At 49.9% G+C, this 22,818-nt stretch carries 22 protein-coding genes and 1 pseudogene; 17 read left to right on the top strand and 6 right to left on the bottom strand.

All coding sequences use genetic code 11. The features are described 5' to 3' along the window. The first annotated feature begins 194 nt into the window (after positions 1 to 194). The 5 genes and pseudogenes from IPJ88_05935 (at position 195) to IPJ88_05955 (ending at position 4,138) form a co-directional block, all read left to right on the top strand. On the top strand, positions 195 to 410 hold the full coding sequence (locus IPJ88_05935) for a hypothetical protein (GenBank protein ID QQR91267.1): 216 nt from the start codon (positions 195 to 197) through the stop codon (positions 408 to 410). Between the two features lie 157 nt (positions 411 to 567). Next, positions 568 to 1,990, top strand: a pseudogene (locus IPJ88_05940) (tryptophanase). Positions 1,991 to 2,124: 134 nt separating this feature from the next. After that, positions 2,125 to 2,298, top strand: a complete 174-nt coding sequence (locus IPJ88_05945) for a hypothetical protein (protein QQR91268.1) — start codon at positions 2,125 to 2,127, stop codon at positions 2,296 to 2,298. Between the two features lie 97 nt (positions 2,299 to 2,395). Further along, entirely contained in the window at positions 2,396 to 2,518 is a 123-nt protein-coding gene (locus IPJ88_05950) for a hypothetical protein (GenBank protein QQR91976.1), read from the top strand. Between the two features lie 291 nt (positions 2,519 to 2,809). Next, entirely contained in the window at positions 2,810 to 4,138 is a 1,329-nt protein-coding gene (locus IPJ88_05955) for a hypothetical protein (GenBank protein ID QQR91269.1), read from the top strand. Positions 4,139 to 4,294: 156 nt separating this feature from the next. Here the strand turns inward: IPJ88_05955 and IPJ88_05960 are convergent, their stop codons facing one another. From IPJ88_05960 to IPJ88_05970, 3 genes are all read right to left on the bottom strand, one after another. Beyond that, positions 4,295 to 5,740 (bottom strand): NAD(P)(+) transhydrogenase (Re/Si-specific) subunit beta, encoded by a 1,446-nt coding sequence (locus IPJ88_05960; protein ID QQR91270.1) that lies wholly within the window; start codon positions 5,738 to 5,740, stop codon positions 4,295 to 4,297. A gap of 204 nt (positions 5,741 to 5,944) precedes the next feature. After that, the gene (locus IPJ88_05965; protein ID QQR91271.1) at positions 5,945 to 6,232 is read right to left on the bottom strand and encodes an NAD(P) transhydrogenase subunit alpha; all 288 of its coding nucleotides are present in this window, start codon (positions 6,230 to 6,232) and stop codon (positions 5,945 to 5,947) included. Beyond that, entirely contained in the window at positions 6,232 to 7,389 is a 1,158-nt protein-coding gene (locus IPJ88_05970; protein ID QQR91272.1) for a Re/Si-specific NAD(P)(+) transhydrogenase subunit alpha, read from the bottom strand. Before IPJ88_05970 ends, IPJ88_05965 begins: the two co-directional genes overlap by 1 nt. A 310-nt stretch (positions 7,390 to 7,699) precedes the next feature. Here IPJ88_05970 and IPJ88_05975 point away from each other — a divergent pair, with 310 nt between their 5' ends. The 6 genes from IPJ88_05975 (at position 7,700) to IPJ88_06000 (ending at position 12,003) form a co-directional block, all read left to right on the top strand. Continuing rightward, positions 7,700 to 8,218 (top strand): sigma-70 family RNA polymerase sigma factor, encoded by a 519-nt coding sequence (locus IPJ88_05975; protein QQR91273.1) that lies wholly within the window; start codon positions 7,700 to 7,702, stop codon positions 8,216 to 8,218. A gap of 42 nt (positions 8,219 to 8,260) precedes the next feature. Beyond that, a complete protein-coding gene (locus tag IPJ88_05980) occupies positions 8,261 to 8,737 on the top strand; it encodes a hypothetical protein (GenBank protein ID QQR91274.1) in 477 nt (158 codons plus the stop codon). Positions 8,738 to 8,814: 77 nt separating this feature from the next. Continuing rightward, positions 8,815 to 9,384, top strand: coding sequence for a periplasmic heavy metal sensor (locus IPJ88_05985; protein ID QQR91275.1), 570 nt, complete (start codon positions 8,815 to 8,817; stop codon positions 9,382 to 9,384). Positions 9,385 to 9,509: 125 nt separating this feature from the next. Next, the gene (locus IPJ88_05990; protein ID QQR91276.1) at positions 9,510 to 9,884 is read left to right on the top strand and encodes a hypothetical protein; all 375 of its coding nucleotides are present in this window, start codon (positions 9,510 to 9,512) and stop codon (positions 9,882 to 9,884) included. A 90-nt stretch (positions 9,885 to 9,974) separates the two neighbouring features. Beyond that, complete coding sequence (locus tag IPJ88_05995) at positions 9,975 to 10,310, top strand: hypothetical protein (protein ID QQR91277.1); 336 nt, start codon at positions 9,975 to 9,977, stop codon at positions 10,308 to 10,310. Positions 10,311 to 10,482: 172 nt separating this feature from the next. Next, on the top strand, positions 10,483 to 12,003 hold the full coding sequence (locus tag IPJ88_06000; protein QQR91278.1) for a hypothetical protein: 1,521 nt from the start codon (positions 10,483 to 10,485) through the stop codon (positions 12,001 to 12,003). On the opposite strand, the gene IPJ88_06005 is transcribed toward IPJ88_06000, so the two are convergent. Next, positions 12,000 to 12,428, bottom strand: coding sequence for a CopD family protein (locus tag IPJ88_06005; protein QQR91279.1), 429 nt, complete (start codon positions 12,426 to 12,428; stop codon positions 12,000 to 12,002). The two genes, IPJ88_06000 and IPJ88_06005, sit on opposite strands and share 4 nt — an antisense overlap. A 141-nt stretch (positions 12,429 to 12,569) precedes the next feature. Then, positions 12,570 to 14,045 carry a hypothetical protein gene (locus tag IPJ88_06010; protein QQR91280.1) on the bottom strand — a complete coding sequence of 492 codons (1,476 nt, stop codon included), beginning with the start codon at positions 14,043 to 14,045 and terminating at the stop codon, positions 12,570 to 12,572. A gap of 197 nt (positions 14,046 to 14,242) precedes the next feature. Here IPJ88_06010 and aroB point away from each other — a divergent pair, with 197 nt between their 5' ends. The 6 genes from aroB to IPJ88_06040 all read left to right on the top strand — a co-directional run bounded on the left by aroB (position 14,243) and on the right by IPJ88_06040 (position 21,407). After that, on the top strand, positions 14,243 to 15,835 hold the full coding sequence (aroB, locus tag IPJ88_06015) for a 3-dehydroquinate synthase (protein QQR91281.1): 1,593 nt from the start codon (positions 14,243 to 14,245) through the stop codon (positions 15,833 to 15,835). A gap of 63 nt (positions 15,836 to 15,898) precedes the next feature. Beyond that, the gene (locus IPJ88_06020) at positions 15,899 to 17,044 is read left to right on the top strand and encodes a Nif3-like dinuclear metal center hexameric protein (GenBank protein ID QQR91282.1); all 1,146 of its coding nucleotides are present in this window, start codon (positions 15,899 to 15,901) and stop codon (positions 17,042 to 17,044) included. Between the two features lie 96 nt (positions 17,045 to 17,140). Continuing rightward, positions 17,141 to 17,800 carry an ABC transporter ATP-binding protein gene (locus tag IPJ88_06025; protein ID QQR91977.1) on the top strand — a complete coding sequence of 220 codons (660 nt, stop codon included), beginning with the start codon at positions 17,141 to 17,143 and terminating at the stop codon, positions 17,798 to 17,800. Continuing rightward, positions 17,794 to 19,755, top strand: coding sequence for an FtsX-like permease family protein (locus IPJ88_06030; GenBank protein ID QQR91283.1), 1,962 nt, complete (start codon positions 17,794 to 17,796; stop codon positions 19,753 to 19,755). The genes IPJ88_06025 and IPJ88_06030 overlap by 7 nt, the downstream gene beginning before the upstream one ends. After that, positions 19,752 to 20,156 (top strand): ABC transporter permease, encoded by a 405-nt coding sequence (locus IPJ88_06035; protein QQR91284.1) that lies wholly within the window; start codon positions 19,752 to 19,754, stop codon positions 20,154 to 20,156. The genes IPJ88_06030 and IPJ88_06035 overlap by 4 nt, the downstream gene beginning before the upstream one ends. Positions 20,157 to 20,159: 3 nt before the next feature. Beyond that, positions 20,160 to 21,407: an HlyD family efflux transporter periplasmic adaptor subunit gene (locus IPJ88_06040; GenBank protein ID QQR91285.1), complete on the top strand. Its 1,248-nt coding sequence runs from the start codon at positions 20,160 to 20,162 to the stop codon at positions 21,405 to 21,407. A 42-nt stretch (positions 21,408 to 21,449) separates the two neighbouring features. On the opposite strand, the gene moeB is transcribed toward IPJ88_06040, so the two are convergent. Beyond that, a complete protein-coding gene (gene moeB / locus IPJ88_06045; GenBank protein QQR91286.1) occupies positions 21,450 to 22,634 on the bottom strand; it encodes a molybdopterin-synthase adenylyltransferase MoeB in 1,185 nt (394 codons plus the stop codon). Between the last annotated feature and the right edge of the window lie 184 nt (positions 22,635 to 22,818).

Raw genomic sequence — 22,818 nt, forward strand, 5'->3', positions numbered from 1 at the left:
TTGATATTGGCCGCAGGAGACGCACGATTCCGCCGGCTATATCGCGGGCACTGAGATTACGCGACCAAGGCTGCAAGTTTCCGGGCTGCACGCACACCAAGTTTTTGCATGCACATCACATCAAACACTAGGCGTATGGAGGCGAGACCAAGCTGGATAACTTGATATTGCTATGCACAAAGCATCATCGCGCGGTGCATGAAGATGGCTTTACCCTGCGCAAACACAAATACAGCTGGTGTTTTTATGCGCCCGATGGCGAAGCCCTATTGAACACCCCGGCGTTTCCGCGGGAAGGCCTTCAGCTTGTGAAATCACTGACCTTGCCGGCGCCTAAACACAACGAAGCGCTGATGCCCGAGCGCTATCAACACCGGCCGGATTACGTGACTGCGGTGCAGAGTGTTTGAACGCGTTGCTTGGTTGATGCAGAGATTGTCATTTCTATAATGATTTCAGAGGCACAAATTTGGTTGGCACTTTTGCTCTTTCGCTGGCTCGCTCACGGAGTTGCCGATGGGCTGAGCTGTAGTGGCTGGTTGGACGATTTTCCTGTAGATCGGTGCGATGAATCCTGAATCCTTAGCTGAGGCAGAGCCAGCGGAAGTACCTTTTCGCGTCATCATCGAACCGTTTCGAATCAAAAGTGTGGAACCTGTGCGTCAGACCACACGCGTAGAGCGTGAACGGTTCATGCAGGAAGCTGGGCTAAACTTATTTAAGCTTCGCTCCGATGACGTCATGATCGATCTGTTGACCGACTCAGGCACCGGCGCCATGTCAGCCGAGCAGTGGGCTGCCATCCAGCGAGGAGACGAGTCGTATGCCGGCTCTCCTTCCTTCCTGCGTTTTCAGCAAGCCGTGCAGGAGCTCTTTTCTTTTAAGCACGTGATTCCGACGCATCAAGGACGTGCTGCGGAGCAAATTCTATTTTCGGTGGTGGCCGGCCACGGCAAAAATTATTCCGAGCAATACCCATTTCGATACCACCCGCGCCAACATTGAGCACACGGGCGCTAGGGCGCTGGATCTGCTGATTGCTCAGGGAAAACAACCGAGCACGCAGCATCCTTTCAAGGGCAACCTCGATACCGATGCCCTCGAAGCGCTCCTTGAAGAACATGGACCTGAGCGTATTCCACTGGTGTTGATCACCATCACCAACAATTCGGGCGGCGGACAGCCCGTGAGTATGGCCTGCTTACGACAGGCCAAAGAAATTTGCTCGCGTCATGGCGTCCCGCTGTTTCTTGATGCCTGCCGCTTTGCCGAAAACGCCTGGTTCATTAAACAACGCGAAGCAGGGTACGCCGATAAATCGGTCAGCGAGATCACGCGCGAGATGGCCGCGTGTGCTGACGGCATGACGATGTCGGCAAAAAAAGATGGCTTGGCCAACATTGGTGGCTGGCTCGCACTCAACGACGATGCATTGGCCGATAAGTGCCGCACCCTATTGGTGATCACTGAAGGCTTTCCCACCTATGGAGGTCTGGCCGGCCGGGACCTGGAAGCCATCGCTCAGGGTTTGCATGAAGTGGTGGATCACGACTATTTGCGCTACCGCGTGCGCTCCAGCGAGTACCTCGGTGAGAAACTGCGGGAGTTGGGGATCCCCATCATGGTTCCGGTCGGCGGGCATGCTGTCTACATTGATGCTCGGGCGATGCTACCGCACATTGCGCCGTTATCTTATCCGGGTCAGGCCCTTGCGCTTGAGCTCTACCGCGAAGGCGGTGTGCGCAGCTGCGAAATCGGCACGGTGATGTTTGGACGAAAGCCCGACGGCAGCGAGATACCTGCGGCTATGGATCTCGTGCGCCTAGCTATCCCGCGGCGCGTCTACACTCAGAGCCACATCGACTACGTGGTCGAAGTCGCCGAACGCGTCTGGCAGCGCCGCAGCTCTCTTGTGGGCCTGCGAATCACCCACGAGCCTCCTGCCCTGCGCCATTTCACCGCAACGTTTAAGTATGCAAGCGACGCTTAAATTGGGGACATGCTTCGATCTAAATAACAGAATGATCGCACATGTTTATATGTACGATCGCGACACCTTTTCCTTAAGGTTTCGCGATCGAGTTTATAACATTTCGAATGTAACATCAGTGATTCGTCGTGAGCATGTCCCCAAGCAGTCCCCAAGCAAAATTTAGTTGCCAAGTCAAAACCATTCACGATGCCAATATTGTTGCGACGATGCTGGCACACAACGTCAAACGTCTTATCACAGCAAACACACAAGACTGTAGCCGATTTGCTGATGCCATCGCCCTCTTCACGCTACTGGATTTCTGATGCGGCGCTTTTCAGGCAGGCCCAGGGCTGTGACCGAGATCGCGATATACTTGCACTGCTGCTTTGCGATGCAAACTCAGCTTGACAAGGCCCCGGGCTGGCCATCCGTCCAAGCACTGTGCGCACGCACATCGAACACCTTCGAGCAAAACTTGGCGTACACACCCGCGCCGCAGCCGTTGCCAAACTGGCGGCGCGGCGGCGAGGACAGCTAAGCTAGTTTACGAGTATCCTTTGCCGTCCATCAATTCTTGTTCTCCAACTTCTTTTAGGCAGTGGTGACATAATAATCCTCAAGGGAACTGTTGACCCTGTGGGCTAGGTCGCAGGATGTAGTTTCATTCAGAGAGATCGTGAAAATGGTCAATGATTGAATGGCGTTCTCCTTGAACGCGTACCGCGCTTCCCCTCATCTCTAATTTTATGGCGATGGCATGAAATATGCATCTGCTTAGCGATGATGAAGAAACAATCTTGTATTATAGGTTTCTGCCTGATTTCGTTACTCGTAGTGTCTTTCGCGACTTTCTTAAGTGGATGTAGTCCGCTCTCCTCCTTCGAGGGAGGTCAAAGCAACGATGCCATCAGCGAGGAAGGCCAAGCCCTATGGACGGCCAAAGCAAAGACGGACAGCTCAAAGTACATCTACGGTATTGAGGGTGGTGGTTTAGCGGAGATTGAAGAAGATCAAGTGTCAAGCGGGAGCGACGTTGAAGTGTATGGCGTCAACGAATGGTGGGTCCAGATTCATCGCTTGAATGTCTTTTTGCCACGTGATGCGGTGGATTTTGAGGGTGTGGATATAAGTCATGATCCAGAGCCTTTTTTTAGCACCAAGGTTGCGGCATCCCCTGAGGGTTGTCTGATTACCACCATAAACAAGTGGGGTAACTTTGAAGATATTTCGCGCGTTTTTAACGGACAAGATGTGGGCGTTTACGCCTTTGATGGCGGGTACGCCCAAATCAGTCCATGGCTTCACTGGATTCCAACACGCTGTTTAGCGTCGATTCCTGAAGAGATTGCCGATGCGGAAATGAAAGTCGAAGTGGATGGCTTCATCCGACAATACGCCGATGCGGAAGGTAATCTTCAAGGGCGAGTCATTTGCTACGAAAACCAAGGCCGCATTTACCTCGGTTTCGATGGACAAGAATACAGTGGTCCTCGAGACGGAAGCGAATGTGCCTTTAGCGAGACCATTCCCCGCTGGGAAACCGCTGCGCCATCACCGGTTTGGTGTCCAACTTTTGGTGAATGCCAGCCTGCGACGACAAAGGAAACACCTTTTATAAATAGGCTGGAACTATCGCTTCTGCTTTCTTGGTTCTCTCTTAGTGGTCAAGTCGTGCAAGATGTTGAATTTGGACCCACGGGTGGTGGCAGGATTATTTCAGGGTTCTTGGGAGCCACACCGCAACAAATCAACGGAGCAGCTCAATCGCAAGCCATCGACTTCATGTTCATTTTCGCAGCCACCGCGCCGCGCATTCGAGCACTGAAATCGGTTGCGTTTGAAGCCGAAGAAGGCCTCACTGGTTCGTCTGCTTCCGTAGCTGCTCCCGTGGCAACCGTGGCTGCGCCGTTGTTAGACACCATAGCGGTAGTACCTGACAACGAGGTTATTGTTATGGCAGGGAATTCCAGCAACCCAAATCGTTTTATACTCAAACCGCAAGATCGGATCGCTATTGGCGAGGTAACAACGCCAGGTAAATCCGCCGGAATCGCAACGTCTTTCGAATTCGAGCCGGAAATCAATTCGTTGCTGGGTCGCGCCGTAAAGCCGGGGATCGCATATCCGGTGCCTTCGTGGGGATATCAGAAATGCGGGCTTTGATGTGGTGCATACGCCGCTTCCCAACAATCCGAACCACGTTAGAATTATACCGCAACCAGGTTACTCGTTTGAGGATGAAGCTAGTCGCGAGGGTTTAGCTGCGGTATTCGACTTGTTCTACAAGCTACAACATCATTAACGATGGCTTTTAGAAAGCTATAGCTCATTAACCTCACGCACGAGGTCTTGGAGGACGGCTTTGGCGTCGCCGAAGATCATGGTGGTGTTGTCGCGGTCGAAAAGATCGTTCTTGACGCCGGCATAGCCTGCGCCGAGGCTTCGTTTGACGACGAATACTGTTGTGGCGTTGTAGGCTTCTAAAATAGGCATACCATAGATAGGGCTGTTTTTGTTTTCCTGGGCAGCGGGATTCACCACGTCGTTGGCGCCAAGAATGATGGCTACGTCGGTACGCTTAAACTCAGGGTTGACTTGCTCAAGTTCCAAGAGCTTCTCATAGGGAACATCTGCTTCGGCTAGGAGCACGTTCATGTGTCCTGGCATGCGGCCGGCCACAGGATGAATGGCGTAGGTAACTTTGCAGCCGCGCTTTTCCAAAAGGGTCGCGAGCTCGCGTACTGCATGTTGGGCTTGGGCAACAGCCAGTCCATAACCTGGCACAACAACAACGCTGGTGGCTGACTCCAAAACCATGGCCGCATCTTCTGCGCCGCAAGAGCGAATGTTGGTGTACTCCTGCGAGCCTGAGTCCGCTGCAGCATCATCGCCACCAAAGCCGCCCACCAAGACGTTAAGTAGTGATCGGTTCATGGCTTTGCACATGATTTCGGTAAGAATCAAGCCAGCGGCACCAACCATCGCACCAGCGATGATGAGTACGTTATTGTGAATGACAAAGCCTGCCGCACAGGCCGCCACACCTGAATAGGAGTTGAGCAACGATACCACAACCGGCATGTCGGCTCCGCCAATGGGAATGACCAGCAAAATACCAAGCACAAGACTGGCGACTGTAAATATAGAAAGACTTAGTAGTGCGTGGTTTGGCTCGTTTGTCAGGTAGCCAAAGTAGGCTCCGACCGCGATAATGCCTGCTCCCAAAAGAAGGTTTATGAAGTGTCGCGCTGGAAGCAAAATAGGTTTGCCGTTGTTGAGGCTACCGTTGAGCTTGAGATAGGCAACAAAGCTTCCGGAGAGTGTGACTGCACCAATCAGAATCGAAAGCACAATCGTAAGGGCTTGAACTGCGCCGGTCTCACCAGAGCTTTTGGCAAGGGTGATTCCACTTGCTGAAAGATCAGCGAGCCAGTCGTTGAATACAACGGCTAGCGCAACGAGTGCCGAAGCTGCGCCACCAAAACCGTTAAAGATAGCAACGGTCTCCGGCATGGCTGTCATCGGAACGCGAAGGGCAATGACGGTGCCGATGACGCTACCAAGGGCAATGCCCGAAAGAATCCAGCGGTAATCGACAATGCCAAGTTCGAGCAAAGTAGCAGCGACGGCCAAGAACATGGCAAAGGCAGCAAGATTGTTTCCCGCGCGCGAAGTTTTGACGCGCGAGAGCTTCTTCAAGCCAAAAATGAAAAGGCTTGCCGACAAAATATAAAGGAGTTGAACAAGGATTTCCGAGCCTGACATCTTTAGCGTACTCCTTCATAATGGTGAGACTGCGCTGAAGTTAGCAAACATATCTTTTCACGAGGACTTTGTGGGGTCGAGCGCGCCCGAGTGACGAGGAGGCACGTACATGAGTACTTGCCGACGAGGAGCGAGGCCGTAAGCCGAAGCCACAAAGTCCTCGTGGAAAGTGCTTGCAAAAAAAGTGTTCTAAAAGAATCCATCTTAGCGCTTCTTTCCGAACATCTTGAGCATGCGGTCGGTTACGACAAAACCGCCTACTACGTTAATTGTTGCAAGGACAATGGCTGCAGCGCCAAGGATGTTGGCTAAACTTGGCTCCGCGCTATGGGCCACGCTGATGGCTCCCACAATGGTGATGCCGCTGATAGCATTCGCACCTGACATCAAAGGGGTGTGCAGCGTTGGAGGGACTTTGTTAATGACTTCAAATCCTACAAAGCAAGAAAGAACGAATACATAAAGGCCAATGAGCAGAGTTCCCGTCGCCATCAGTTGCCTCCTTCAATAAGTTGTTTGATCCGATCGTTGCGGATGCTTCCTTGATAAGTCAGTAAAGTGCCAGCGATGATTTCATCATCGAGATCGAGGCTAATATTTCCATCCTTAACCATGAGTTCAAGAAGGGTGAATACGTTACGCGCATAAAGCTGGCTTGCGTCTTTTGACACCGTTGCAGGCAGATTGGAATCGCCGATGATGGTGACACCCTCGGCAACGACGGTTTTGTCGAGCTCTGAAAATTCGCAGTTGCCACCCGCGGCCACGGCAAGATCGACAATCACCGAACCCTTTTTCATGGAAGACACCATCTCTTTGCTTACAAGCTTTGGTGCAGGTCTTCCAGGAACAAGCGCTGTGGTGATGACAACATCGGCTTGTTTGATATGTTCGCTGACGATTTCACGCTGTTTGCGCAAAAACTCAGGTCCCATTTCTTTGGCGTAGCCGCCTGTGCCCGCGCCGCTTTCAAGTTCCGGTAAGTCAATGAACTTAGCTCCCAGCGATTCTACTTGTTCTTGAACTTCGGGCCGAATGTCAGAGACTTCGACTGTAGCGCCAAGTCGTTTTGCAGTGGCTACGGCTTGAAGGCCAGCAACGCCAGCGCCCATAATCACTACTTTTGCGGGCTTGACGGTGCCTGCCGCGGTCATGAGCAATGGAAAATGCGATGGCAGGTGTGCGGCAGCCAACAGCACAGCTTTATAACCCGCGATGCTTGCCTGTGACGATAACGCATCCATGCTTTGCGCACGACTGATGCGTGGGATCATTTCCATGGGCAAGGACGAGACCTTTCGGTCTCTTAGCATGATGATGGCGTCTTTGCTGTCAAAGGGAGCAAGCAAAGCGATGAGCAATGCTCCTTCTTTGATGAGCGAAGCTTCGTGCGCTCCAAGCACAGGGTTTTGTCCAAGCGGGGCCACCTTGATAATGATGTCTGCGGAGCTCCATTGCTGGGCCGAGGTCTCAACGATGCTTGCGCCTGCGTTTACGTAGTCCTCATCGCTAATAAATGCGCCTTGGCCGGCATTGCTTTCTACGCATACCTGTAAGCCAAGCTTGCATAGCTTTTTTACGGTTTCGGGAGTTGCTGCAACACGGCTTTCATGTTGCTGCCATTCTTTGGGCACCAAGACTGTTGCCATTGTGAATCCTATGTGATTTTGGAAGAATTTTCGGCAGAGTCTGCGAAAAGCGAGAAAAGATCAATTTTGAAATGGCTGCTTGCGGTTAGCTTGATCCATAGATCGCTGAAACATGCCAAAATTGGCGTTTTTTGTTCGAAAACATGCCAATTTTGGCATGTTTTGTTGATAATTATACTCTATATCAAATAGCTCCCAAGAGCTGTGACAATTTGTTTAACAAAGCGATAGTTGGCGGCATGTACCTCTTGAGATGCAAAATCCAGCAGTTCATTTCGCATTTGCGGCAAAATTGGCAGGAGGCCTAAGGGTGGAACCACTGAGCGCTGCCCTTGAGCAGCAAGTCTTGTTGAGTGCGGCGATTTCAGGTGATGGGATAGCTTTTCGAAAGCTTGTTAGCCCTCATCTTGAAATGCTGCACCGTTTAGCGGCCCGTGCTTGCAGCGATCCGGAGCTCGCTAAAGACGCCGTGCAAGAAAGTCTTGTCCTTGCATACATGCGTTTGTCGTCGGTTAAAGAACAGGGCAGTGTACGGGCGTTTTTGGCAGGTATCACGGTAAAGCGTTCGAAAACTTTGCTGCGCTCAGAAAAGCGACGAGCAAAGCGACAGGCAGAATACGGCGATAGGCGACGGTATACCCAGCCCGATGAAATGCTTGGTGCGAAGGAAATGGCTGCTCGGGTTCGAGAAATTTTGGCAAGCATGCCAAGCAAACGCAGCCAAGTGGCGATGTTGCGTCTTGATGCGAAACTTAGCTACGCAGAGATAGCTGAAGCATTAAAGATAAGTGAACGATCTGCGCGAGTGCTTTTGCATCTTGCTCTTTAAAGAAATTGAACAAGGCATAAAATGAATGAGGAGCGTATGATTATGGATCAAAATAAAAAAAATCATTCCTCGATCACGGAGCTTGAGATGCGTGTGCAGCAAGTATTTGATGAAAGTGCTTCGGGCTTAAGTGTTTCAGAGGAGCAGCAGCTGGGGCGTTACGCTGCACAGATTCCAGATAGCCGGAAGCCAAAGCAGCGGGCATGGAGTTGGATATGGATAACTCCAGGTGCATTGGCTGCAGCGCTTGCATTATTAGTGGCGTTTCATTTGCCGGCTCCCGTCGAGCATAAGAACCTAAAGAAAGTTGCGAGTGTTCAATCGCGGGTCGTTGTTCCTCGTGATAGCGAAGAGTCGAATGGTGATGAGGCAGCACAAAGCACTACAACATGGAGCGATGAAGAACTTGAAGATATGGCGCTTGTAGCCAGTGTTGATTTGTTTGGCATCGATACTTTGCATGCGGGTCTTGACGAAGAAGAGCAGCTTGCGATTGAGATGGCTTACGATGAATTTTAAAAAGTCATTCTATTTTTTTAACACTTACCGAAGCTGCGGCACTTACTAATCAAAGATTGAGTCAAAGGAGAGTTGAGATGAACCTTAAACGAATATTGATAACGAGTTTTTTCCTTGGCAGTGCGGCGGTGCTTGTGAATCCCGCATTAGCGCAACCTGGTCCGGGAAGAGGCCGATCGGGCATGAATAGACAAGAGTTTCGAGCACAGCGTCACGCCAAAATGGTTGAGATGCGCGCTAAGCTTCTACGGGACAAAGTAGGACTGACGGAAGCCAAAGCAAAAAAAGCTGAAGCGGTATTTGCAAAATACGACAAACAACACCAAGACAACCGAGGGAAAATTCGTGATGCTCACCAAAGGTTAGCAAAGCTTGTTGCTTCGAATTCGACCAGTGATGCCGAATACACAAAACTCATCAAAGAGCTAGGCGCTGCACATGATGCTATGCATAGCATTCGCAAAGCTCAGTTTGCTGCATTGGCTACTGTGCTTAGTCCCAAGGAAGAAGCCAAGTTGTTGCTTGAAATGGGACGTATGAAAAAACGTTTCCATCGGGGCAAAGGTGGTCCGGGCTGGGGCCCAGGAGCCGGGCAGTGCGACGGTAGCGGTCCATGTGGACGCGGAGCTCCCCCAGCAGATAAATAACCGTACGCAGCTTAGTTGCTGAGTAGAAAGAACGCTGCTTTCGTGATGAAGGCGGTGTTTTTTCTGTTTTTTACAGGGTCGAAGTTTGTGCTAGCCTGACTTAGTCTTTCTGAAAGGTTGTCGTCTTGTTTGCTGCATATAAAATTGGGATTTCAGTATCCGCTTTAGCTCTGATTTTGGGTCTTATTGCTTGCGGGCAGACACAGATTGTCGGTGTTGATCCGGGCGATACGGAGGTATGTGATGGCCTCGACAACGATGGGGATACGCGAACAGATGAAGCCGATCCTCTCAACGGTCAGTCTTGTGGCGAGGCAACGGACTGCACGGTTTCAGTGTATCGCTGCGATAATGGCCGCGGCATGGTTTGCCGTACCGAAAACTTCGAAGAAGTATGTGATAAGGAAGACAACGATTGCGACAACAGAGTCGATGAAGGTCTGCTATGCGGCATCGATTTTCCTCCACCCTCCGACAGTGGCCTACCTTTTTTCAACTAAATACTGGGATAGTGACGTTGCTGCTTGTTCGAAGGCTGTTTGGGTGATAATTTAAAAATTGTATTGGACGATGACTCGCTAAAGAAAACGATGGCAGAAACAAGAGAGGAGACTCTTTTGTTGCGAGAGTTAAGTTTAGCTCTCCCCAAAGAACTCTCAAAAGGCTGGAAGCCTGTGCCGTCACCCGTTGATCATGGGGTAGCCTTTCACGATGGACGTGCGCTGCGCGTTGTTGTTTCACTTCAAACGCTTGCGGCAGAGAAATATTATGCGGTCTCAATTAGTCGTGATGATGGCCATGTTCCTACTGCTGACGATATTGATGTGGTGAAATCAGCTTTTTTTTCCAAAGACGGGGGAAGCGGCGAAATTCAGGAGCGCATGCAGTCCAACCAAACAGTGCTGCGAAGGTTGATCAAGCGCTAGAGTCAGTTCAACCGGCAGAGCCGATATTTCATGGTGCAGTCGTATGAATCGACGCATTAGGATGCTTGATTCTGCGCCACCGTATGAAATTACGAAGAAAACAGCATACTTGGCATTTGAATAACATCTGCATACACTCCGTCGAATGAACATGATCAAAACGAGAGTAGCAATGAAAAAACTTAATCTTTCTATTGGGGTTGCGCTTTTTGTAAGCCTGCTAGGTTCTGGCTGTTATTTCCATGCCAAGGGAAGCGCGGAGACGTCGGCTTCAGCAAAAAGCAGTAGCACGACAAGCGCTCGATCGCGGCAGGTTAGCCGTACGAATCGTATTAGCAAAACCCGCGCACCGAAAGAGCGGCGTGTTCAAGCTCATGCAAGCGTTCACGTAACGCACATGCAAACGTCTACTGTTAAAATCGGTGGCACCCTACGCATTTATGGTGATTTTTCGGCCGTCGGCAATGCTGCGGTTCATGTTTACTTTCCAGGGGTTGCAAAGCCTGTTGTCGCAAAGACGGTTAACGCAAAATACATTGATTGTGTTGCCCCAAGCGGATCGGCCACAGGCGTGATTCGTATTGTGATTTCAGGTCACGTCGTTTGGACAGCAAACATTACCATCAAGGTTGGCGCTCCTGACAAGACGATTGATCCGGCTCCTGTTGTCGCGCAATACAATGTTTCCCCAACAGCGGTGATGCCTTGTGAGGCCGTTACCGTCACTGGTGATTTCTCGAACGCGACTGCTCCAAGTCATGCTCGACTTAAGTTTAATGGTACGGCGTTTCCCACGGTTTCAAAAAAGGTAACGAAAAGCGAAGCGCAATTCGAGGTTCCGAAGACTGCGAATTCGGGTGAGATTGCGTTGCGCATTCGTAACCGTGTGGTTTGGAAAGGCGAACTTTCTGTTTTGGGGATACAGACTCGCTATCGCCTAACGCCGACCGTAGGCCCAGTTGGAACAACTGCAGTGCTCAGTGGAAGTTTTGCTTGCGATAAGCGCCTGGATCTGAAGAAAAAATCACTGTTCAAGTTCCGCTTCACTGGTGTTGATGCACCCGTGTTGGCAAAGACGGTGACTGACAAGAGCATCAGCGTTGTTGTGCCGAAGGGCGCTGTGACAGGGTATGTTTATCTTCTCTTTTCCGGTAAAGAAGTTTGGAAGGGTAAGTTCAACGTAACAGACGACGATGACGGCTTGCTTACGCCTACGGGTGAAAACGGACTTGTCGGAAATGTGTGGAAGATTCCTGCGGATTCGAAGAAGCTGCCAGACTTCTCAACGCTGGGCGAGCCTTTGGCCAGCATTGCTGTCCCTAAGCTTGACGTAGCGCCGCGCCGCTTTGAGCAGGGCTTTCCAGGGATTGATGAAAGCAAGAATTTGCTCGAGTGGTTTGCTATTCGCTTCCGCGGAAAAATCCGTGTGGACAAAGCAGGGCTTGTCGCTTTCAAATTCAACAGCGACGATGGCGCGATCTTGTATATTGATGGCAAGAAGGTCGTTGATAACGATGGGGTTCATGCTCCCAAGGAGCAAACGGGCACGGCGCAACTGAGCGCTGGTTTGCACGACGTTGTTGTGGAGTATTTCCAAGGGCCTCGCTATCAGATTGCGCTTCAGCTTTTCTGGAAGCCAACTGCCAATGACGGCTGGAGCATCGTGCCTTCGGAAAAGCTCTTCAGACCTTAGAAAGGTTTGAAGCGTACAAGAGCAATGATGAGCGCCGCGAGGAGGCTTAGTACGGTTGTGCTAATCCGAATCGCGGTTTGCTTATCCTGACCTTGTGAAGCTTTTTTGATGGTGGCAGAGATGTAGCCTGTTAGACCTGTGAGCAAACACGCCAAGGTGAGTTTGGTATGCATCCAAGGCATTTTAGCGTAGGTGCTCGCCCAAGCAGTTAGCAGTATATAGAGGCCAGTAAGCCAGGCAAGAATCAGAAAGGGTGTGACGACGCTTCGCATAGCTCGGCGAATCAAGTTGTAAAACTCCGCACGTGATTCTGCAAAATCACTTTGGGTGAAAAACACAGCAATCCACGAGGCCATAAGCGAGCCTCCAAACCAAATCATCACTGAATACAAGTGAATTGAAAGTGCGAGCGTGCGTAAATCCATGTTTTATCCTTTGTTGCACCTAGTGCGTTATCAACTCAAAGCGAACACTAATGCTCTGATCGGAAAGGATTGATCCGTACTTTCCAATCAGAGCACTAGAAAGGAAAGCGATAACTGAAAAGTGAATCGACGGCAAGTCATTCACCGACTAGGTGGGCTTTTCTTTTGTTTTTGAGACAAGATTAAAGCAAGGCAGAGCAAGAACAGTATGGTAGGTGAAGTTTGTCCTTGAACAGTATTGCAGCTGCATCCGCCTTGAGCGTTTCCGGTCGGTGCAGCATCGTTTAGCGAGGCGTCGGCTCCAATCTGAGCATCGTTATCCGTCGTGCTTCCTGCATCGCTTTGTGAGCTTGAACTTTGCTCCGGAGCTGGACCAAGAATACGGCCTGAAAGATCCCCTTGTGCAAGGCCGCCATTAACCCAGAGCTCGCCGGCTTTGTATGCGTCGCTTTCGGTCTGACTTGTGGCGTTAGGATCCGAGCGAGGTACTTGCCGTCTTGTGTAGAGACTGAAGCTTCCGGTTGGATAATGGATTCGCAAAAAATAAGTTTGTCCGACCACGGTTGGGACTTCATTGGCAAACCAAGCAAATGCTACCCCTTGTTCTGGCAAACCTTTGCTTTCTTTGATGGGACCAATGGCAGGGCCATCTTTTGTTGCGCTGATGAAAGCTTGAATACGCCTTAAGCCACTACCTCCTCCGACAAAGACAGAGGCATGGGTTATCGAAGCTGATCGTGCAATGAACGATTGGGCAAAATCACTTCCTCCTTCGGCGCTATCGTTATAATGCACATACATGCTGGTGAGGTTGCCGTCTGGTCCATCGATATCGAGATTCAGAGCGATGTCTTGATTCGAGAGTTCGCTAAGTGCGCCGTTGCCGTCGACCGAAAAACCTTGCCCACTTGGATAGCGGTCCCCTGTGTCACGCCAGGGAGCCCAGCCACCACTTCCTACGAAGGTATAAAGCTCTCCCGGGTTGACCAGCACTTCGCCCGGTTGAAACACCGCACTGTCTCGGTTTGATAAGCTGAGGACGCGCAGCCCAGCGCTGCCAATCGGGGTGCCAGTTGCTTGTTGTCCTTCAAAGACCTGAATGGAGATGGGATTTTGTGCTGCGCCGTCACGAAAGCTTACTTTGACCAACGAGAGCGAATCTTCCGGCATCAGCACTGTTTGTGCAAAACTTCCGCCCCACCAGTTTCCGTCATACCCGAGATGGTCATCGCTAATGCGCAAGGCGGTATCCAGGTGCAGGTCTCCTAAATCGCAAGCAGAGGCGCTGCAGTTTAGTTCCCGTACGATGGGCCGAAAAGTAAAGGGTTCATAAACGGTCACAACCCATTCGCCGTAGCCCGTATCGTGGATACACAAATAGCCATCGTTGTCTGTCACCGCGATGTAGCGTGTATTGGCAGTGCTTTGCCCACGTTCGTAGGCATAGACATAAACTTCACCCAACGTTCTGGAGACACCTTGTTCATTGTAAACTGCTCGACCACGTATCCAGCTAGGCTGGTCATTGGGACATTGCTCCGCGTAAGCTGTAGAGCCAATCCCAAACGAGAGTGTTGCTGCCAGAGCCCTAAGAACAAAGAAGTGTTTGATCTTCACAGAGCAATTGTAACCTTCTTTTGGCTAGAAGGCATTGTTTGCTTGTGCGTGGCTGACGATGTTGAGTAAAGATGCCGTCCGCCGATAAGAAAAATCGCTGTTTTCATTCCGTTTGATCGACTGGGACTATGAATTTATCGCGTTTTTTGCCCTGACGCTCTCTCTTCCGCTCGCCCTTTTGTGCTACAGATAATCCCGTGAAATCTCAAATTGATATCCACAAACCTATTTTCCTGTCTGGCCCGATGGGCAGCGGCAAGTCGTCGGTGGCCAAAGTACTGGCTTGTGCGCTTGGTGTTGATCTGATCGATTTGGATGCACGCATCGCTGAGCGTGTAGGGATGTCCGTTCAAGATTTTTTCGATAGAGAAGGCGAAGCTGCTTTTCGTAAACATGAACATGATCTGGTATCTGAGCTTGTTAACTCTATGCAGCGAGGTGTGGTTGCCCTTGGTGGAGGAACGGTTACGAGCCAAGCGCTTCGCCGTAAACTGATTGACGCAGGTTATGTGGTGAGTCTTCGAGCCTCGGCTGCTGCCTTGTCCAAACGTGCAAGCAGTGAAGGAGGCAGACCTCTGCTTTCAGGCAAAGATGCTTTTGCGGTCTTGAGTAGTTTGCTTAAGGAGCGAGAGGGTGCTTATGCAGAATGCCATCTTCGTGTGGATACGGACAATCTTTCGGTGGAACAAGTCTGCGAAGTTATTCTTAGTGGCCTTGGCCCTAAAATCGTTCCCGTGCTGCTATCGGAACGTAGTTATCAGGTTCGGATTGGTTTTGGACTGCGTCGTGAACTCAATGCTCATCGTGATCTATTGAATGCAAGCTCGGTTATTGGGGTAAGCGACAGCAATGTTGCAGCACTATGGGCGGAACCGGTTTTTAAAAGCATTTCTGGAACAGTCAAATCAACTCGCTTGGTGACACTCCTTGCCGGTGAGGTTTACAAGACGATTGATTCCGTCCAGCAGATTTGGGACGCCGCTTTAGAAGGCAGTATTGATCGCGAGGCGTTGATGCTTGGTATTGGCGGAGGCGTTGTCGGTGATCTTGCTGGCTTTGCAGCTTCTACTCTGCTTCGGGGTATTCGGTTTGGTCAACTGCCAACGACCCTGCTTTCAATGGTCGATAGTGCGGTGGGCGGTAAGACTGGTTTTGATCGTAAACAAGGTAAGAATCTGATTGGTAGTTTTTATCAGCCATCGTTTGTGCTTTGCGACATCGAAAGCTTGTCGACTCTTCCTGATGAAGAATATCGTTCAGGACTCGCTGAAGTCGTGAAATCAGCATGGCTTGATTCCGAAGCATCTGTGGCAGCGCTTGAGAGCGATAGCCAAGCGTTGAATGGCAAAGATCCTTCGGCAATCGAGCGAGCCGTATACATGTCGGTCGCGCTCAAGGCCCGCATCGTAAGTGAAGATGAGCATGAATCCGGTGCTCGGAAGCTGCTTAACCTTGGACATACACTTGGTCATGCAATTGAGGCTCGGCAAGGCTTTGCAGGATATCGCCATGGCGAGGCTGTGGCTTTGGGTATGGTTGCTGCTATGCGTCTTTCAGCGCGATTAAACAAAGGCAGTGTGCAGGATGAAAAACGCCTAGTGGCTCTTCTTTCTTCTTTGGGACTCCCAACGGCGGTGGATCCTTGGCTTGATGAGAAAACCTTTGCTTTTATTAAATCCGATAAGAAAATGGCGCATGGTAAGATTCATTTCGTGTTACCTGGTGTGCCCGGGCAAACTGAGATCTGCGAGCTAGAGCTTGAACAGGTGCAGCGTAAACTCTCACCCTAGAATAGCGTTGCTGCTGGACGTCTTTTGGGCTGACGCGTACAGTACAAGCAGCAATAGGTTAACATGGCAAATAACAAACTCGCATTAAATGACGTGTTTTTTGCACTCGATGAGTTGGCTCCTCGGCATTTCGCTGCAGACTGGGATAACGTTGGTCCTTTGATCGTTCCCCAAAAAGGCATGTTCGTAGAGCGGGTTATGTTGTGCATTGATTTGACTGAACGCGTGTTGGCCGAAGCAATACAAAAAAAATGCCAATTGATTGTAGCGTATCACCCAACTATTTTTAAAGGGTTGAATCGATTGATTGTAGATGCCCAATCTGATTTCACTCAACGCGTGGCTGTTCAATGCATCCAGAAGGGCATAGCTGTATACAGTCCGCACACTGCACTTGATGCAAGTCCCGGTGGCCTCAATGACTGGTTGTGCGAAGCTTTTGATACCAGAAATATTCTACCGCTAAAATCTGTCGACTCCGAAGCAAACAAGCAAGTTAAGATAGTGGTCTTCGTTCCCGAGAGTCATGCTGATTCTTTGCGTGAAGCACTTGCTGAAGTTGGCGTGGGTGTCATTGGAAACTATACAAAGTGTTCATACAACTTGAAGGGCTGGGGCACTTTTTGCGGAAACGAAAAAAGTCGGCCGGCGCGAGGAAAGAAAAATCAACTTGAAAAGGTAGAAGAGCTTCGTTTGGAAATGCTTTGCTCACTGAATAGGCTCAATGCTGTAGCCCGCTGTATTGCTGAACACCATCCCTACGAGGAGCCCGCCTGGGACGCTATTCCTTTGCAGAGCAAACCCCACATCCAGGCCGCACAAGGACGCGTGTGTGAGTTAAAGAAAGCTCAGACACTCAAGCAGTTGGTCTCGGCAGTCAAAAGCCATCTTAATCTATCCAGCGTGCGTGTTGCTGCTCCAGCGGACTTGCGTAAGGGGGGCGCTAAAATCTCAGAAATAGCGCTTTGTGCGGGTGCTGGGGGCAGTGTTTTTTCAGGAAGCCACTACCAAGCTTACCTTACTGGAGAAATGCGTCATCATGACGTACTTGCCTATGTCGAGCAGGGCTCCGTGGTGATTCTTTGCGAGCACAGCCATTCGGAACGTGGTTATCTCTCAGTTTTTGCACAAAAACTAAAAGCGATACTTCCTAGAGGTGTTGATATTTTTTTATCCAAACAGGATGTTGAACCTTTGCAGGTTGTATGAACGGTGAAGCAAGCGCCAACAGAACCACAGGATGAATCGTTAGTTTGGCGAGATGATGCGATTGTCAAAGCCCGTTCTTTGAGCAAGGTGTATCAAATGGGCGATGTGCAAGTGCACGCCTTGCGTAGCGTTGATTTTGATTTGTTCGAAGGTGAACTTGTGGTGTTAGTGGGTGCTTCGGGTAGCGGAAAATCGACACTCTTAAATATTGTTGGTGGTTTGGATTCCCCTAGCGATGGGGATGTGCACTATCGCGGAAAATTGATATCGAGTTATGGTGAAAAAGAACTTACTGGGTACAGGCGCGATCACATAGGCTTTGTTTTTCAATTCTATAATCTTATTCCGTCGCTTACGGCTAAGGAGAACGTAGAGCTTGTTACAGAGGTATCTCGCAGTCCCTTGGATCCCGCTAAGGCTTTGAGTCTTGTCGGTCTGGAGGATCGGCAGGATCATTTTCCTGCTCAACTGTCCGGGGGCGAGCAGCAACGGGTGGCGATTGCTAGGGCCGTAGCCAAACAGCCACAGCTTTTGTTGTGCGATGAGCCTACTGGAGCGCTCGATTACACCACTGGTATTCGTGTGCTTGAAGTATTGGAGCAGGTCAATCGCGAACTGGGGACTACGACCGTGGTGATTACCCACAACGCGCCCATCGCCGAGATGGCTGATCGCGTAATTACGCTTTCTGATGGTCATATTTCAGGTACGCGAAAAAACGAGTCTAAGGTCAAAGCAGAAGATCTGAGATGGTAAAAGCAATTGATCGAAAGTTGATAAGAGATTGTCGCCGCTTGATCGGGCAGATTGCTAGCATAGCACTTGTCGTTGCGAGTGGCGTTGCCAGCTATTGTGCAGTGCAAAGTACTTATCGATCGCTACAGCAATCGCGGAGGGAGTATTATTCTCGTTTTGCATTTGCCGATGCCTTTCTTTCGCTAAAGCGTGCGCCTGAGCAACTGAAAGAGTCCTTCGATCGTCTTGCGGGTGTCTCTTTTTCGGACACTCGTGTTGTTGAGCTCGCTTCTTTGCCCATGCCAGGTATGGACGAGCCGGCTTCTGCTTCGCTGGTTTCGCTTCCGGAACACGGTCAGGCGACGATCAATCGCGTACATATTAAAGACGGCCACTATCCTGCGGTTGGTAGCGATGAAGTTCTGCTCTTTGAGACATTTGCTAAGGCCCATCATCTAAAAACGGGGGATCATCTTTCGGTGGTGTTGCGTGGTATGAAGCGTGAACTACGCATTGCTGGCCTTGCTATGTCTCCCGAGTTTTTATTTCCGATGAGCCCAACAGAAATGATGCCAGACGAAAAACGTTTCGCTGTCCTTTGGATGAGGCGGGATGCTCTGGCGGCCATGAGTGATATGCGTGGAGCATTCAACGACGTGGTGTTCCGTTTGGGACAAGGTGTTGATCGTGATGCGTTAAAAGGCAAAGTGGATCGATTAACGGAACGCTACGGTGGATTCGGTCTGTACTATCGAGACAAGCAAATATCAAACAAGTATCTTGAGCAAGAGCTTGAGCAACTAAGAGGTATGGCGACCGTAGTTCCCACAATCTTTCTGCTGGTTGCTGCTTTTTTACTCAATATGGTTCTCTCCCGTTTGGTGGCCACGCAACGCGCTCAAATTGCGACTTTGCGGGCTTTGGGCTATGGCGTCTGGCAGCTTCTTCGTCACTATTTGTTGTTTGTTTTATTGGTGGTAACTCTTGGTTCCCTAGCGGGAGTGCTCGTTGGCGCATGGTTGGGCTATGAGCTAACGAATCTCTATTCTCATTATTTTCATTTTCCAGCGCTACGTTTTTCACTTGGTACAGATCTCGTGCTGCTTTCCGTTTGGGTGAGTTTGCTGGCGGGTACGGTGGGTGCTCTTAGTGCAGTCTGGAAGGTAATTCAACTTCCTCCTGCAGAAGCCATGCGTCCAGCCGCACCAACTCGGTATCGACGTCGATTTTGGGACTACATAAGTGTATTGCTTATGCTGAATCAAAGCTCGCGTATGGTAATCCGGGAACTTTCTCGACGTCCATGGCGCACACTTTTTTCCACGGCCGCGATTGCTTCAGCTATTGCGATTTCAGTGGCAGGGCGTTTTTCCTACGATGCAATTTATTTTTTAATGGATCAGTATTTTCCGTCTTATCTACGCGAAGATGTGACCGTTACCTTTTCCGAACCTGCCAGCAAAGATGCCTTGGACTATATTCGTGCGATTCCAGGAGTACAGCAAGTCGAAGGCTCGCGTGCACTTGCTGCTCGTTTTCGTTCGAAACACTACCTAAGAGAAGCCGTCGTCTACTCGGTGGGGAAACGCGACACTTTACGCCCTGTGCTTGCTTGGCCTATTGAGGAGAAACACATCCCTGCGCACGGGATCGTGCTCGGGCGCAAACTCGCTGAAATCTTACATGTTCAATTGGGTCAATCGGTAGCTCTGGAAGTGCTCGAGGGAGATAGACAGAAATTCGAAGTACAAGTAAGTGCGTATGTGAACGACCTTATCGGTCTACAGGCGTATATCGATCAGCAGGTGCTTGCGAGATTGCTCGATGAACGTCCTCGTTATAGTGGAGCGAGTCTATTGATCAACCAAAGCCAATACAAAGAGGTCATGAGCGATCTCAAAGCGATACCGGGTGTGTACAAGGTATTCACGCCTGACAGTATTTTTAAACGTTTTAGGAACAAAGCGGAAGCATGATGATTGCTTTTACTGTGGTTCTTGCTCTATTTGCTGCTGCGATAGCTTTTGGAGTGGTGTACAACAATGCGCGTATTTCTCTCGCTCAACGTTCACGTGATTTAGCCACACTGAGAGTGCTTGGTTTTAGACGTCGCGAAGTCGCATCTGTTTTAATTGGAGAACTCGTAGTGCATGTGACACTGGCGATTATTCCTGGTGTGCTGTTTGGTCTTTGGCTCTCGAAGTTAATTGCGGACGCCGTTGACCCGGAAAATTTCAGGTTGCCAGTGATTGTGTCTGCACAAACCTATGCTTTTTCGGTGGGCATTGTTATTCTTTCAGCGCTCTTGAGTGCATGGCTTGTTCGCCGCCGCGTGAACAACTTGGATCTTATTGGCGTACTTAAAACTCGAGAATGAGACATGGAAAACCCATCCGCAGACAACGCATTGAGTAAAAAGCCTTCAGGTCCATCGAAGCGAGCTTGGCGTTATCTTTTATGGTTTGGCCTACTATTAATAATTGCAGTTTTGCTTTTTTATGCTTTCCGTCCAACAGCGATCTACGTAAAAACTTTTCGCGTTCGTCGCGCTGAATTCCAGCAAACAATTGAAGTCGATGGCAAGACTCGTTTCGAAGATCGCTACGTGGTATCCGCTCCGCTTTCTGCGACCTTGAGCCGGAGCAGTCTAAATGCGGGAGATAAAATAGCGATAGCTCAGCCACTTCTTGTACTTCGTCCAACGATGTCTCCACTGCTCGATCAACGTTCACGCACGGAAGCTCGTGCTCACTTGGCGGCTGCGATGGCTTCTCAAAAAAGGTCGCAAGTGGCGGTTGATGCGGCGCGCACCGACCTTGAGTTAGCTGAACGACAGCTTGATCGGGTAAAAATACTGGCTGAGCAAGGCGCTGCTCCCGCTGAAGAGTTGGAGCGTGCACAGTTTCAGTCGCGCAGCCGCACCGAAGAGCTTTCTGCTAGCGAATTCGCACAAAAGGTTGCCAACCATGAAGCTGCGATGGCCCGTGCGGCACTTGGTGTGCAGGGAAGCACAGAAAAACAAGCTTCCTTTTTTGAAGTCCCTTCGCCGGTAGATGGCGTGATCTTGAGAGTGTTAAAGCGTGATGAGGGGGTAGTGGCTGCTGGTACGCCGCTGCTGGAAATTGGTGATCCAACAACCCTTGAAATCGTTAGCGAAGTACTCACGACTGAAGCTGTGAAGATCAAAGTCGGCATGCCAGTATTGGTAGAAAACTGGGGTAAGGAGCAAAAGCTCAAAGGCCATGTGTATCGTATCGAGCCTGCTGCCTTTACGCGTATTTCATCCTTGGGCGTTGAAGAACAACGCGTCAATGTGGTGATTCGTTTCTCGGATGAAAGTGCGCGAGTCCACGAACTTGGTGATGGCTATCACGTGGAAGTGAAAATTATCATCTGGCAAGAAAAGAATGTATTGCAGGTTCCTATTGCCGCAGTGTTCCGAAATGCGAAGAGCCGCTGGGCGGTTTATGTTGTTAAGGATGGAAAAGCAAAACTCAGAGAAGTGAGCGTCGTAAGACGCAGTAGTGACGCTGTCCAGATCAGTAAAGGCTTAAAACAGCACGAAACAGTGATACTTTTCCCAAGCGATCTCATCAAAGATGGCGTGAGCATTGACACTCAAAACTAGCTCAAGTCATCTCGATGTTATGCGTTCTGCTTTAAGGTATCTTTAGTACTTGGGAATCGATGGGTCGATGTACTCGGCCCAAGCGAGTATGCCACCTTCTAGGTTGATGGCTTTCTCAAAGCCTGCTTCTTTTAACATGGCAACCGCGCGTGCTGAGCGTGCTCCTGAGCGACAGTGCACGACAATAACCTCGTTTTTGGGAGCCTTGAGTTCATCCAGGCGGTCTGCGAGTAGTTCAACAGGAATCAATTGGTCGGCGCCCATAGCAGCAATCTCTGCTTCATAAGGCTTGCGAACATCAAGGACGAAAAGTTTTTCGCCTTTGTCGCGACTGGCTTTGAGTTCTTGCACGGTCATTTCTTTCACGGCACTGCGCTCCTTTTCTTCGGCGGCTTTGGCCTGAGGAATACCACAGAAAAACTCGTAGTCGATGGGTTCTTTGATGCTTGGGTTTTGTCCGCTAAGTGGATTCTCAGGATCTTTGCGCAACTTGAGAGTGCGAAAACTCATCTTTAGCGCATCGATTAAAAGAAGTTTACCAATGAGTGGTTCGCCGATTCCTGTAATCATTTTAATGACTTCCGTTGCTTGCAGCGTGCCGACAATGCCGGGCAAAATTCCTAGAACGCCGCCTTCGGCACAGGAAGGAACCAATCCGGGCGGTGGAGGTTCTGGATACAAATCCCGGTAGTCTGGTCCGCCGGGAGCTCCAAAGACAGACACTTGTCCTTCAAAGCGAAAAATAGAGGCATACACATTAGGCTTACCTGACAAAACACATGCATCGTTTACCAGATAGCGTGTGGGAAAATTATCCGTGCCATCGGCCACGAGGTCATAGTCCTTGATAATCTCCATGGCGTTGTCGCTGGTAAGCCGTGTTTCATGCTTGATGACTTCAACAAAGGGATTGATTTGCTTGATCTTCCGTTCGGCAGAATCGAGTTTCGGTTTGCCGATATCATCAACCCCGTGCAGAATCTGTCGGTGTAGATTGGATTCATCGACAACATCAAAGTCGACAATGCCTAAACGGCCGACACCTGCAGCAGCAAGATACATAGTAAGCGGTGAGCCAAGACCACCAGTGCCAACACATAGTACCGATGCTGCTTTGAGTTTCTTTTGTCCCTCAAGACCAACTTCGGGCAAAATGAGATGACGACTGTAACGCTCCATCTCAGCTTTGCTGAACTCAACATTTTCCCAATTTTTCGTGTTCGACATGATTATCCTTGAACCCTTGTGATAGAAGGGCGCTTGACTATGCTATTGAAACTATGCCTGCTTTGTTCTACATGCAAGTACTAAAGAATGTTTTGTTTTAAAAAACACAGTAAATTCAATAAAAAAACAGCATATTTCCTATTTTATTAATAAAGATTACTGCTCCAATCGAAAAAAAATGCGC

The organism is Myxococcales bacterium (genome assembly GCA_016699535.1).
Classification (GTDB): Bacteria; Myxococcota_A; Polyangia; order Polyangiales.

Coding starts and splice junctions, on each gene's coding strand:
- IPJ88_06025 (QQR91977.1), top strand. CDS start 17,141: ATGGGCGATGTGCAAGTGCACGCCTTGCGTAGCGTTGATTTTGATTTG.
- IPJ88_06000 (QQR91278.1), top strand. CDS start 10,483: ATGAAAAAACTTAATCTTTCTATTGGGGTTGCGCTTTTTGTAAGCCTG.
- IPJ88_05995 (QQR91277.1), top strand. CDS start 9,975: ATGGCAGAAACAAGAGAGGAGACTCTTTTGTTGCGAGAGTTAAGTTTA.
- IPJ88_05965 (QQR91271.1), bottom strand. CDS start 6,232: ATGGCGACGGGAACTCTGCTCATTGGCCTTTATGTATTCGTTCTTTCT.
- IPJ88_06035 (QQR91284.1), top strand. CDS start 19,752: ATGATGATTGCTTTTACTGTGGTTCTTGCTCTATTTGCTGCTGCGATA.
- IPJ88_05970 (QQR91272.1), bottom strand. CDS start 7,389: ATGGCAACAGTCTTGGTGCCCAAAGAATGGCAGCAACATGAAAGCCGT.
- IPJ88_06030 (QQR91283.1), top strand. CDS start 17,794: ATGGTAAAAGCAATTGATCGAAAGTTGATAAGAGATTGTCGCCGCTTG.
- IPJ88_05945 (QQR91268.1), top strand. CDS start 2,125: ATGTCCCCAAGCAGTCCCCAAGCAAAATTTAGTTGCCAAGTCAAAACC.
- moeB (QQR91286.1), bottom strand. CDS start 22,634: ATGTCGAACACGAAAAATTGGGAAAATGTTGAGTTCAGCAAAGCTGAG.
- IPJ88_06020 (QQR91282.1), top strand. CDS start 15,899: ATGGCAAATAACAAACTCGCATTAAATGACGTGTTTTTTGCACTCGAT.
- IPJ88_06040 (QQR91285.1), top strand. CDS start 20,160: ATGGAAAACCCATCCGCAGACAACGCATTGAGTAAAAAGCCTTCAGGT.
- IPJ88_05985 (QQR91275.1), top strand. CDS start 8,815: ATGAACCTTAAACGAATATTGATAACGAGTTTTTTCCTTGGCAGTGCG.
- IPJ88_06005 (QQR91279.1), bottom strand. CDS start 12,428: ATGGATTTACGCACGCTCGCACTTTCAATTCACTTGTATTCAGTGATG.
- IPJ88_05980 (QQR91274.1), top strand. CDS start 8,261: ATGGATCAAAATAAAAAAAATCATTCCTCGATCACGGAGCTTGAGATG.
- IPJ88_05960 (QQR91270.1), bottom strand. CDS start 5,740: ATGTCAGGCTCGGAAATCCTTGTTCAACTCCTTTATATTTTGTCGGCA.